Below are 13,053 nucleotides of genomic sequence, written 5' to 3'. Positions count from 1 at the left end.
TTTGACTTTCCCAACAACCAACTGGAGTGCGCTATCGCCGCTCCTTTTTTAGTGCGCAATCATATGTATCCGGTTACAGCAAAAATCGAATCAGCCCCAGTATCGCAAAGCCGAACAGAACCGTACCGGCGCCGATGCCCGTTATGGCGCTATTGGCAACGCGCAGTTTTTTGGCCGCGAATAATGAAAGTACCGCTACCCCGATGAGCAGTATCGCCAAAATGTATAAACTGGGGTCTTGAAATATGCTTTTTAGCCAGAAGAAGTGAATGCCCACAATAAAAGCAATCCATGGTGCGATATATTCGTTGCGTTTTAATTTGATCAATAGGAAAGCGCCTGCGGCTGCCAAGAAAAATTCAATGTATACGAAAATCAAGTAAGCCTTGAATACGCTCGTATCGGACAGAGCGGTGCTGTCGTGCCAATGCGTTATACTTAAGTAGATACCGACTAACCCTACTAAAAGCGGAGCGGCGGAAGCAATGCCGATATATTTGCGCCAGCTTTTCCTGGGATTTTCCTGCGCCCAGCCGAACCAGCTGAAACTGAAAATGCCGAAAATGGCCGCATACATCGCGTAATCCCTCACATAGTCCACGTCCAATCCTCCCCTGTGCAATGTATTCCTTTTTCCATCCTAACATGTATTGAGCTTGCCTGCTTGAACCGGACAAAGACGCGCGCTTCGGCGGCGGGATCGATGAAATGGCTGGAAATGCACCCGGATCAGGCGTATAACCGCGAAATTTGCTATAATAAATGTACCGAATTAGACAGGAGTCGACAATGGGGATGGGGATCAAGGAGCAGCTGCTGGCCTATTTGCAAACGTACAACAAAGCGACACTGTGGCTGGAGCAGCTGGAACGGTTGTTCGAGCATTCGTCGGTACAGTATCGCGAATTTGCCGGAGCGGTGGCGGAGCTGGAGTCGGAAGGTTTGTTGGCGGCCGTACGCTCGGCGGGACGGAATGGCAAGCAGCCGTCTTTGGCTTACCGGTATCGGGTGGATGCTCCGGGGCTGCGACGCGATCAGAGGCAACGGCTCCAGCAACTCAGGCTGACGCTGCATCCGGCGATCGGACTGGATGCTTATTTCGCGTTAAGCGAAGACGTCTTCGCTGCGGACTGGCCATGGATCGAGCGTATCGGCCGCCGACTCGACTCGCACGGGTTGCCGGCGGAGCCGGCCCCGGCGCCGGAGCGGAGCTTCGAGCTGGTCGGGGACGAGAAGTGGCTCGCTGAAGGCGGCAAGTCGCTGCTCGAACGGATCGGACTATGGGACAAGCTGCTCGTGCAGCCCGTACACGACCCGCTGATGATGGCGGTCAATCCGCGCATGCTTGAACGGACGCCCGATTCCGATTCCGGCGAGTCCGACGGCGAGCCATGCCTGCATTTGATCGTGGAAAACAAGACGACGTTTCACGCCCTTCTGCCTATTTTGGACGAGACGTCGTTCCATACGCTGATCTACGGCTGCGGCAACAAAATCGTCGGCAATATGGAGATGTTCCATTTGCAATATCCGGTGAAGGCGAGGACGCACTTTTTTTACTATTTCGGCGATATCGACCATACCGGCATTCAAATATGGCACGAGGTAGAGGCGCAGTGCGGGGCGGTCCTCGCCATGCCTTTTTACGAAGGCTGTCTCGGCAAGCCGCCGGCCCGCGGGAAAACGAATCAGCGCCGGCACGAAAACGCGGTTCAATCGTTTCTTGCTTATTTTCGGGAAGAGGAACGGAAGCGTCTCGCCATCTGCTTGCAGGAGGGCGGCTATTATCCGCAAGAAACGTTATCGACGCAAGAGCTTAGAAGCATCTGGAGGAGCGGCATATGGAAAGCTTTGAAGCCTTTGAACTGAAGCATGTGTTGTCCGGCTTTCAGGAGCGGATGACGAAAATCGCCTTGTTCGACCCTTTGTTCGAGCTGCAGCGCAAAAAACAGACGGACCGCGGCGGAGCCGAAATCGACATGATGGAGCTCGGCCTGCTGTCCCTGCTGTTTTTTTTCGAGCAGAAGCTGATGCGCAATACGAAGGCGGGAGTGAAGCAGTTGGCCCGCTTCCTGCACCAGGCGGTGGACGGACAAATGCAGCTGGAGCCGGACGACGCGGATGAGCTGGCCCGGAGCATCGTGCAGACGTTTCGCCCGGCATCGGGAAAGAAGCGTTCGTTCTCCTTCTATAACTGGGAGACGAGGCGGGAGGAAACGGTATTTACGTCGATTCTGAAGGCGAGCTCGTTCGACGCGAAGACGAACTCCCAATACTACGCGCTCGATGAGGACGGGCTCGAGCTCGTGTTCGCCACGAAGGAATTTTATATGGAGTTCCAACTGTCGATTCATCAGCTGCTGTTGCGCAAGCAGCTGGAGAAAGGGGAGTTCCAGGGAGCGCTGCGTCAAATCAACGAGATGAGGGTCGACGTGGAGGCGTTGCAGGAACGCATGCTCAAGCTGGAGCACGAGATCAAGCGCAGCATCGTCTCGGAGGAAACTTTGAAGCGGTACGGCTCGCTGTTGGACGATATATACGTAAGGCTGCATCGGGAAAACGACGAATTCGAGGAGCTGCGGCAGTTCGTGAAGGAGACGCGGGAGCGTCTGCTGGCGGACTCTCTCAAGCCGACGCCCCATAATGCATACGAGTATATTTTGCGTATCGCCAATGAGCTCGAGAAGGTGCACGGCGAGCATACGGCACTGCTTCAGCGCAGCATGGAGCTGAAAAACCAGGCGCTGCACGCGGCCAAGGAATCGCTGTACTACACCGGAATGGCTTCGTTCAATTTCGAGCAGGACATCGCCAGCCTGCTGATCGGCTCCCCTCTGCCGCTGGAGGCGATGAAGGGAGTGCTTGCGCCTTTCGTCGGGTTGGAGCGCAGCCGTACGTGGTCGCCTCTTACCGTATTCGCGGAGCAAAACATATCCCGCGACGGCGAAGGGGAAGAACGGGAGGAAGCGTTCCCCGAACCGGCTGCCGGGGACGGGGCGGACGGCTTCGTGCGGAAGCGCGGGAAGCTGTTTCACACCTTGATGGCCGATCTGCTGGAACGGCTCGAACGCGCCGACGCCGTGGAGCTTGCGAACGTCGTGGAGGCATACGGCGGCGAATCGACCGCGCGTGTGCTGGACAGCCGATCCTTCTACGATTTCTGGCTTATTCTGCATCAGCGCAGTCCTGTCGGCTCCGCTACGATGGATCGTCAGGAAGACACGGGACCTTCCGGCATGGAGGAAGCGCTCCGGCTGCTCGGGGGAAGGAGCCTGATCGTGGAGGAGAAGGCGGACGTGATCCGGGTGGGAGACCGGTTCCACATTCAGAATATGACCGTCACATGGGGAGGAACGGACAATGGCATACGATAACGAGGTCGTTATGCGGGCATTCCGGCTGTACGCGGAGCTGTCGCTTTCCGGAGTCGCCGAAAAGGACCGGCTGCAGGAATATATGGCCGACGACGAGGTGCGGGGGCTTGTCGACCAGTTCGCGCGGGAGGTCGATTGCGTAACGCTTTCGGCCGGGGATCAGCTGTATATGATTCCCCTCGTAAGACTGTCCCCGTTTCACGTCTCGAACGACTATTTGAAAAAAACGTATTTGCGCGCACAAGCGGTCAACGCCGATTTGTACTTGTTGTATTTGACGATTATTACGTTCATCGGGGCGTTCTACGACAGCTACCAGAGCATGGAGCCGACGCGCAATTTCATTCCGCTGGACGAATGGACGGCGCTTGTCCACGAGCGGATCGAGACGTTGAAAGAGCACGACCCGGAGGAGCTGAAGGCGTACGAGCGCGAGTTTTCGTACAATTGGTCGGCGATTATCGAGAAGTGGGACTCGATGGACGATATTAAGGAGACGGCCAAAAGGCAAACCGGCAACACGATCAGCCGGCTGAGCTTCATGGACACGGCTCGCCGTTTTCTGCTCGATATGCAGCTGGCCGAGGAGGTCGGCGCCGGAGAGCTGACGCTGACCGACAAGGCGAGCATCGTCGTGCAGCGGTATTTTATGGAGCTGGAATATAATCGGGGCATCCTGCAGTTTCTGTACCGGTTCAACGACGAGAAGCGGGCGATTCGCGAGCGGAAGGAGGAGGAGGCGTATGCCGGCGATAAGTAAAATCCGTTTCACCCACGTGCTGTACGAAGGCGGCAACAAGCGCTACAATGACGAAACGTTTTGGTTCGACGGGCATAACGGCGCCATATTGCTCGAGAACGGCGGAGGCAAGACGGTGTTTATCCAAACCGCGATTCAGGCGGTGCTTCCCCATACGGACTTGGCGGGACGCAAGCTGAAGGATACGCTGCTGCTGGAAAACGGGCCGGCTCACATCGCCGTGGAATGGATACTGAACGACAAGCCGCGCCGCCGGTATGCGGTCACATGTATCAGTCTATTTCAGAGCGGACAAGGCGTGGACTCGTATCGGTATGCATACGAGTACGGGGAACGGGACGACCACGGGCTGGACCATATTCCGTTCGTCAAGCCGTTCATGGGCAAAAACCGTCCGGCCGACAAAGGCGAGATTCAGGAATATTATGCCTCCATGGCAAGCCGTTATCCGTTAAACGCGCGGTTGTTTCCCACGATCAAGGAGTATAAAGCCCATCTGGAAGAGCAGTATCAGATCATTCCTTCGGAATGGGAGGCGATCGTGAAGATCAACGATACGGAGGGCGGCATCGAGAAGTTTTTCGACGACTGCAAGACGACGTCGCAGCTGCTGGACCGGCTTCTTATCCCGACCGTCGAGCGGGCGATGGAAGGCTTCGAGGAAGGCTCGTTCGCCAAGCTGTTCGAAACGCATCGGGAAGGGTTCAAAAAATACCGGGAGCTGAAGGAGCAGATCGGCGAAAACCGGACCATTTTGCAGGAAATGGACAAGGTCGTACGCCTGTACGAGCGGCTGAACGAAGCGGAGGAGCGGTATGACGGTCTGCGGCGCGAAGCGAAGTCGTACTGGCGGCTCTCTCTCGATCAGCAGCGCGGCGAAGAGGAGGAGCGGGGCCGGGTCGCCGAACGGCTGCGGGATTGGGCGGAGCGGAACGGCAGGCTCGGCTGGAAAAGGAAATCGTTGCAGATCGCCAAGCAGCAGCGGGATAAAGCGGCGCTGGAAGCGAAGCTGCTGTCGGTTCAGGAGGAGCGGGACCGGGCCGAGGCGCAGCTGAAGCGGGCGGAGAAACAATATTATTCGCTTCAATTCGCCGATTACCGGGAGAAGCTGGAGACGGCAAAAGGCAGAATGAACGTGCTGACGCAAAGCCTCGAGCGGCTGGAGCGGTCGGACGAGGAGCATTTGCTGCAGGAGCGCTGGGAGCGCAACGGAGGCCAGCTGCGCAGCGTGTTCGAGCGTCAGGAGCGGGAGGACGAGCGTCGGCAGACGGAGTGCGCCAGGGAGCTCGCTCAGCTGGAGGAGCAGCAGCAGGCGGCCGAAGCGGGGATTCGCGCTCTGCAGCAAGAGCAGCAGGAATGGTCGCGATCGCTTCATACGAAGGAAGCGGAGAAGCGGACGAAGCTGGAGCAGCAAGCGAAAATAGCCCGCGGCATATTGGCCAACCCGCTTCTGGAAAAGGTCGAAGAGCAGTTTCCGCTATGGGCTCAGGAGCAGCAAAGCCTGGAAGACCGGCGCGTGGAATGGAAGCACCGGCTGAAACGGCTGGAGGACGAGCGGGAAAGCAAGCAGCAGAGGCGCAAGCAGTCGGAGGAGGAGCGCAGCCGGGCTGAGAAGGAGCAGGCGAGACTCGAGGAGCGCGAGCGGCAGCTCGGCCGCGAGCAGCAGGAGATGAAGCGGGCGCTGGCGTCGCTGCGTCCGGCTTGGGAGCGTATAGGCTCCGTCTATGAGAAGCAGGCGTCGCTTGCCGAGCAGCTCGGAGAAGGAGTAGAGCTGCGGCGGCAGCACAAGCAAAGACTGCTCGATCAGGAGCGGCTGGCGTACCGGTTCGTCGATGACCACGGCGGGCAGCCGACCTTCTATGCGGACCCGATGGTCGAGCGGATGGCCCGACAATGGGAGAGGCAGTTCTCGCTGCTGCAGCTGGGAACCGAGTACGTGGCCGGCCTGGGGAAAGAGGCGACGGATCGCGGGAGACGCGACGGATTATGGGCGGTGACGCTCGTTACGACCGAACAGGAGAAGCCGGCTCTGCAGCGCAAGCTGCGGACGGCGGGCAAGGAGTTCGCGTTTCCGATCCGCGTGCTGACGGTAACCGAAGCCGCCGAGGAGGTGACCGGAAAGCCTGATGCGGACAATGGCGACGACGCTTCTCTGTTCGATTCGGCCGCTATGACGGGCGGTTCCGGGGGCGAGCATTGGGTCGTACCCGAGCATTGGCTGGACAACGAGGAGCCGGCCGTCTTCGAGCTGTGGAAAACGGAGCTCAAGGAGAAAGCGGAGACGGTCAAATCCGAGCGCGAAGGCAAGGAGCGCGAGCTTGCGGACTGGCAAACCGTTCAGCGGAGGCTGGATGTTTATTTGCGGGACTATCCGCTTTCGGTTGCACAGACGATCGAGTCGGAGCTGAAGTCGGGCCGCGAGCTGCTGCTTGCGCTGAACGACGAGCGGAAGCGGTTGGAGCAGGAATTGAATGCGAACCGGCAAGAGGCGGACAAGCTGCGCATTTACCTCGAAGAAGCGGGAGAACGCATCGTCCAGCTCGGCATATGGCTGCGCGACGCCCAGGAATATATGGAGCTCGGTCGAGACGTCGGCAAGCTGGAGCATGAACTGGCGCCGATCCGGGACCAACTGGACAGTCTGCAGAGGAAGCAGCGGCGAGCCGAGGAGCAGGCGAAGCTGTTGACAGGCGAGGCGCAGGAAGTTCGGCAGACGCTGCAGGACGTGCGCATCTCCTTGCAGGTGCTGAAGCAGGACGGGCTGTACCGCGAGGTCCAGTCGTTCGCCTTCGTCGATCCGGAGGCGGCGGCCTCCGAGCTGAAGGAGGAGCGGAAGGCGCTGGAGCTGGAACGCCACCGGATCGGCAAGGAGCGGTCCGCGCTCGAGACGGAGCTGAAGGGCGAACGGGAACGGGCGAACGTATTTCTTCGCGAGATGGAGAAGCTGCGGCTGGAACGGCCCGATACGGAGGAGGATGCCCCGCTGCCGCCCGATCCGGAAGAGCGCAAGCGGGAATGGTGGGGGAAGATCCTCGCGTTTCGCGAAGAGGCTGCCGCGATTGCGGAGTTATTGAGCCGCGAGGACAAGGCATTGAGAGAAGCGGAAGGGATGCTGTCTCTGCTGGACAGGCAGTTCCGGGAGCACTATCCGGACGAGCCGCAAGCCCGTTTCGAGGAGCCGCTGCCGGAAGCGGAGCAAGCGCTGGACCGGGAGGAAGCGCAGCTGCGCCGGGAGCAGGAGGAGCTGCACCAGCGCCAGCAGCAAATAGAACGCCAATTGCGGGAGCTCGATTCGGTGCTGCAAACGTGGAACAAATATACGTTGACCTACCAGCTCGAGGATCCCCGAATCGAAGCTTCCGTGCTGTCCGCGGACGAGCAAAGCCAGTTTGCCTATAAACGCGTATCGCGGACGGAGGCGTCGGTCGGCGCGCTCCGTTCCCAATATGAGCGGGTCGAGAAAGAGAAGCAGGTCGTGATGCAAGGTAAACAGAGATTGAAGGAGTTTTGCCTGCAGCAGGTTCAGGATATGAAGCTCCGCCAAATGTTCGTCCAAGGGGTGGACGCGAAGGAAAGCTACGGCGACATTCTCGAGTTCCAGCAGACGATGGAGAACCGGATCCAGCGGGCGATCCATATCGCCGAGCAGACGATTCAGACGCACGATCAGGACCTTCAGCATTACATTCAGCACATCCACACCCATCTGAAGCAAATCGTGCAGGAGCTGAAGGAGCTGCCGAAAAAAACGCGCGTCCGTTCGGAGGACGGCTGGAAGGACATGTACGCGTTCGCGATTCCGGAATGGGACGAGCAGACCGGCAAGGATCGGATTCGCCAGCATATCGAGTGGATTTTGCGCCGACTGGAGCAGGACAAATATGCGGGGGAGCAAGGCCAGGAGCAACAAGCGGCGATGCGCAAAGATCTGGAAAAGTGGCTCGACTCCCGGCAGCTTATGCAGGTTGTCATGCAAAACGAAAGCATCGGCATAACGTGCCGCAAAGTGTCGAACGACCATCAGGTGACGAAAGCCGCTTACTCGTGGGAGCAGTCCAACCGCTGGTCGGGCGGGGAGAAGTGGAGCAAAAATATGACGCTGTTCCTAGGGCTGCTCAATTATGTGGCCGAGCGCAAGCAGTACATTCAAGGCGCGATGAAGCGCCACCGGACCGTCATTCTCGACAACCCGTTCGGCAAAGCGTCGAGCGAGCACGTGCTGAGTCCGGTGTTCTTCATTGCCGACCAGCTCGGCTTCCAGATGATCGCGCTCACCGCCCATGCCGAAGGAAAGTTTCTGCAGGACTACTTCCCGGTCGTCTACAGCTGCCGTCTGCGGCAAGCAGCCGATTCCGGCAAGCAGATCATGGAAGCGACGCAGCGCGTCCAGCATGCCTATTTCCGCGACAACGCACCGGAGACGCTGGAGCGTCTCGGGGCGCGGGTAAGCCAGATCGAGCTGTTTTAGAACCGGACGGCCGGAAGCGGCCTGTGTGAACGTACGCGCCGCGCCGGCCACGGCGCGGCGTTTCTTTATCGCTAGCCGGATGTGTCTCGCCGAAAGGCCGGCCGGAAGCTTTTCTTATCGAGATTTGTTTAGCCTAGCTAAAGCGATAGCGATGCTCCGATTTTCTGAAATCTCGTTTTTCCGATCCCGATAGTCGTCTGGTATTTCAGAAATAGCGGAACATACGTACGCTATTGGTCCTTTCCCCGCTGTTGACGGAACAATAGCGGAAATGCCTTCCGCTATTCCGCAATTTCGTGCTCTTTTCTTACTGATCATCGGAAATAGCGGAACGAGGTTCCGCTATTTTCTGAATGGTTGAAAATATCGGGACTATAACGGAAATCCGTTCCGTTACATGCCGGGAGGTATTGTTTGTTTGTTGGTTTGTTAGTTTGTTGTTTGTTTGTTGGTTTGTTAGTTTGTTCGTTTGTTTGTTGGTTTGTTAGTTTGTTGGTTTGTTAGTTTGTTGTTAGTTAGTTTGTTATATAAGATGAACTAAAGAACCAACTAAGAGTAGCCCAATGCAATGGAAGAAGGGAATTGCCTTGTGAGCGAGTTTTGGCTTTGAGTTTCAACCTTGCCGTAGGCCAATACAAACAAGGAAACTCAAAACAACCTGTCTGAAGCTGCAAGGCAATCCCTTCTGGAATGGAATGAACGTTAAAACCTTTAGTTCAACTTATATAGTTAGTTAGTTAGTTAGTTAGTTAGTTAGTTAGTTAGTTAGTTTGTTTGTTTGTTTGTTTGTTTGTTCGTTAGTTAGTTTGTTTGTTAGTTTGTTCGTTTGTTCGTTAGTTTACGGAGCATCCATTCGTTCTTTTTGGTCCGGTCGAACACGCGGCACGATCATACCCGATGCGTGCTGCGGTAGCGGGAAGGCGTCATGCCCATTTCCTTGGTGAAGACGCGGCTCAAATAAAACGAGTTCTGATAGCCGCTCAATTCGGCGATCGCTTCCAGCGATTCGTCGGTTTCCGCGAGCATTTGCCGCACTTTGTTCAAGCGGATTCCGGTCAAATATTTGACGGGAGACAGCCCCATTTCCTTTTGGAATTTGCGGGTGAACTGGGATTGGCTCAGACCGACCAGCTCGGCCAGCGACTGCATGGAGATCGGCTGGCAAGCTTGTTCGTTCAGAAGGCGCACCGCTTCGACGATCGCTTCGTTGCGCGGCCGCATTTCCTTGCGCCTTACGGCCCGTTCCCCGATATATTGGTACAGGATATCCGTTATCAGGTGCTCCGAATAACGCAGCGACACGTTGTCGCGCGATTCGCGCAGTGCGGCCAAGGTGGACAGAAATCGGGCCGTATCGCGGAATACAAGCTTGCCGAAATGCGGAAATTCGATCGGACCTTCCGACGAGAGAGCGCGCAGCCGGAATTGCAAATAATGAAAGTCCATCGTCTCCAGCATCTCGCGATGAAGCGCTATCCCGGGCGGACACAGCACCGCCTCCCCGACCTTCGCTTCTCCTTTCTCCTCGCCCACCGCATACCGGTACGCTCCTTTTTCGCTGGCAATAATCGCCCATCCCTCGTACGTTTCCTCCGGCATCCGAAAGCTCGTTCTGTCTTTGGAATAATGATGCGCGAGCAGCTTCGTTCCGAGAACAACCGGTTTCGCCGTCTGCAAGCTCGTTCCCTCCCTCTCGGACAATCTGCAAAAAAGTATAAGTGAAACAGCAATCCCCTGCATGTTCATTATACTCCTAAAGATATACGATACGGATAAGAAAGGGAACCAAAACATGAAGGAGCGATTGCGCAGATGAGCAAAACATTGACGTATGCCGAGCTGGAGGAATATAAGCGGAAGGGCTACCTCGTTATCCGAGGTGCCTTTACGAGAGAGGAGACGCAGCTGTGGAAGGCGGAGACGAACCGTCTGCTCAGTCTCGGAGAGCGGATCATCAACCCGCTGAACGCGCGGGTCGGCTTCCGCAAGCTCGATGATGCCGAGACGGTCGAAAAGTTCGATCCGCTGGTCGACATTTCCCCGGTATATGACGAATTGGCCAAGGACGAGCGGATTTTGACCCCGCTCCGCGATATTTATCTCGATGAGCCGCTGCTGTTCAAAGACAAGCTGATCTTCAAGCTGCCGGGCATGAGCGGGTATACGATGCATCAGGATGCCGCTTACTGGCAAGGATTTCCGATGGAAGGGCTGATCTCGGTCATGGTCGCGATCGACGGCGCTTCCAAGGAGAACGGAGGCCTGGAGCTGTTTCCCGGCTATCACGACCGGTTCCGCTCCACGCCGGGTGAGCTGCGCAACATGAATGCGGAGGAGATCGCGGAGATCGACCATAGCACCGGCGAGCTGGTGGAAACCGAGCCGGGCGACATTATCCTGTTCCACTCGTTCGCGCCGCACCGCAGCGGGCCGAATACGGCGAGCTACAGCCGGACGCAGCTGTATTTGACTTATTCCCCTTCCAAAAACGGGCAGCTGTACAAGGCGCATTACCAGCACTATCTCCGGTATCGGGGGAGGCACAAATCGGAAGAAACGGTCAGGGAAACCTACTTTCTGTAACCGCTGCGGCGACTGCTCGAGGAACTGCTTTGCCGGCAAGACGTAAGTACGGTTACGTGCAACCGGATCGATCGAACCTTAGGGACCTGCGCCTTGGCGCCGGTCCCTAAGGCGTTTGCCCGACTGTGCCCGCTGGACCCGAAGTTCCGCAAAAAAGTATATTTATATTGCGGTTTTTATGAATGTTCGGGAACGTTGCCGCAATTGTATGATGGTAAGGAATGGGCGCTCATTCGAATTGCTCAAAAGGGGAGGTTTTGCAATTGACATTAGCGGAGATCCGGAAAGCCTCGGGCGGGGGTAAAAGCCGAAGGTTGGCGATCGTTTGTTTGTTGCCGCTGCTGCTCGCCGCGTGCGGGGGAAAAGCCGGCGAAAGCGGAGGGAGCGGGGGGACGGAGAAAGCGGCAGCCGGCACCGAGAGCGTCAGCAAAGGACCGGTCAAGCTCGTGTTTTATTCGACGGCGGGCTGGACGCCGGAAGCGTTCAACGAACGGTTCGGGGACGCCATGCGGAAAAAATTCCCGCAGTACGAGATTGAATATATTCAATCCGGCAAAGATATGCAGCTGGCCGATTTGATGGTTGCGGGACAGCAGATCGACGTCTTCTGGCAGGCGGTCGACGTGACGATCCAGCAAATGCAGGAATACAAGCTGGAATACGATATGAGCCCGCTGATCCAGAAACACGGACTCGATTTGAGCACGCTGGAGAAATCGTCCATCGACGCCATCCGGGCTTTGTCCGACGGTAAAATGTATGCGCTTCCTTTGGTCATCAACACGGCGGCGCTATATTACAACAAAGACTTGTTCGACAAAATGGGGGTTCCGTATCCGAAAGATAATATGACCTGGGACCAGATCATCGAACTGGCGAAGCGGATGAACCGGACCGATGGAGGTCTCCAGTACTTCGGTCTCGGGACGTCGGTCAACCATAACTTCAGCCTGAACCCGCAATCGGTGCCTTACGTGGATCGCAAAACGGAAAAAGCGACGATCCTGACCGACCAGAAATGGAAAACGATCTACGAGATTATGGTGGAAGCGTATAAAACGACGGGAGGCACCGCCAAAGGCCCGACCCAGTTCGTGACAGACAAAAACGTGGCCATGACCGAGGGGTTGGCCAATCTGTTCCTGAATCAGGATATGACCGGTTTGAATTGGGACATGGTCACGTATCCGACGTACAGGGAAGCGCCGGGCCGGGCGCCGCAGCCTTACCCGACCTTGTTCGGCATTACGGCTACGAGCAAGTTCAAGGACGAGGCGTTCCAGGTGCTTCGGCACATGTTGTCCGAGCAGGAGCAGCTGAGCCTGTCCGAAAGGGCGATCATTCCGGTGCTGCAGAAAGATAGCGTGATGAAGGCGTTCGGCACGAAGAGCAAGTATCCGGACAAAAATTATCAATCCATACTGAACCGCAAGTTTTCGCCCATGCCGGACAAGACGAAATACGACTCCAAAGCCCAGTCGATCTACAACAAATACGTATCGCCGGTCGCCAAGGGAGAGTTGGATATGAACTCCGCCTTCCGTAAAATCGACGAAGAGATGAATGCGATGATCGCCGCGGAAAAAGGGAAATAATCGGGCACGGAATAATATAGGGGAGCGAAGACGCTGAAAAGGAAAGCGGTTTCCCGGTTTGGAGAAAGCGCTTTCCGAAACGTGCGAATCCCGATCGCGAATGGAGGCTTTGCATTACGACCGCCAGATCGGATCTAACTCGGCTCAAAGCAGGCTGTAATCGGTCCAACACCGAGTCGATCCCAAGCAAGCTTTGAGCCGGGCTAATAGCCGGTCCTAACCGGTCCCGCTAAGCCGGATCAAGCCAGCCTAAGACAGCCCGAAACAGCCCAA

Annotated in this window: 8 protein-coding genes; 6 read left to right on the top strand and 2 right to left on the bottom strand. The window is 56.7% G+C overall.

Annotated elements, in window-relative coordinates; genetic code table 11:
- Positions 1-73 precede the first annotated feature (73 nt).
- Complete coding sequence (locus FE784_RS02485) at positions 74-601, bottom strand: hypothetical protein (protein WP_139600530.1); 528 nt, start codon at positions 599-601, stop codon at positions 74-76.
- A gap of 188 nt (positions 602-789) precedes the next feature.
- Here FE784_RS02485 and FE784_RS02480 point away from each other — a divergent pair, with 188 nt between their 5' ends.
- From FE784_RS02480 to FE784_RS02465, 4 genes are read left to right on the top strand one after another with little or no spacing between them, the layout of a single operon-like run.
- Complete coding sequence (locus FE784_RS02480; RefSeq protein ID WP_246131870.1) at positions 790-1,869, top strand: Wadjet anti-phage system protein JetD domain-containing protein; 1,080 nt, start codon at positions 790-792, stop codon at positions 1,867-1,869.
- Positions 1,842-3,374 carry a replicative DNA helicase gene (locus tag FE784_RS02475; protein WP_139600529.1) on the top strand — a complete coding sequence of 511 codons (1,533 nt, stop codon included), beginning with the start codon at positions 1,842-1,844 and terminating at the stop codon, positions 3,372-3,374. Before FE784_RS02480 ends, FE784_RS02475 begins: the two co-directional genes overlap by 28 nt.
- Positions 3,361-4,134 (top strand): DUF6063 family protein, encoded by a 774-nt coding sequence (locus FE784_RS02470; protein ID WP_139600528.1) that lies wholly within the window; start codon positions 3,361-3,363, stop codon positions 4,132-4,134. The genes FE784_RS02475 and FE784_RS02470 overlap by 14 nt, the downstream gene beginning before the upstream one ends.
- The gene (locus tag FE784_RS02465) at positions 4,118-8,602 is read left to right on the top strand and encodes a coiled-coil domain-containing protein (protein ID WP_139600527.1); all 4,485 of its coding nucleotides are present in this window, start codon (positions 4,118-4,120) and stop codon (positions 8,600-8,602) included. The genes FE784_RS02470 and FE784_RS02465 overlap by 17 nt, the downstream gene beginning before the upstream one ends.
- A gap of 888 nt (positions 8,603-9,490) precedes the next feature.
- On the opposite strand, the gene FE784_RS02460 is transcribed toward FE784_RS02465, so the two are convergent.
- Positions 9,491-10,279 (bottom strand): AraC family transcriptional regulator, encoded by a 789-nt coding sequence (locus tag FE784_RS02460; RefSeq protein WP_176705910.1) that lies wholly within the window; start codon positions 10,277-10,279, stop codon positions 9,491-9,493.
- Positions 10,280-10,414: 135 nt separating this feature from the next.
- Between FE784_RS02460 and FE784_RS02455 the strand changes: the two genes are divergently transcribed.
- A complete protein-coding gene (locus FE784_RS02455; protein WP_139600525.1) occupies positions 10,415-11,185 on the top strand; it encodes a phytanoyl-CoA dioxygenase family protein in 771 nt (256 codons plus the stop codon).
- 263 nt (positions 11,186-11,448) lie between these two features.
- Entirely contained in the window at positions 11,449-12,780 is a 1,332-nt protein-coding gene (locus FE784_RS02450; RefSeq protein ID WP_176705909.1) for an ABC transporter substrate-binding protein, read from the top strand.
- Positions 12,781-13,053 lie beyond the last annotated feature (273 nt).

The sequence above is a fragment of the Paenibacillus hemerocallicola genome, from assembly GCF_006265175.1.
Lineage (GTDB): Bacteria > Bacillota > Bacilli > Paenibacillales > NBRC-103111 > Paenibacillus_AB > Paenibacillus_AB hemerocallicola.
The sequence above is the reverse complement of the archived record's forward strand: the minus strand, read 5'-3'. Positions and strand labels throughout refer to the sequence as shown.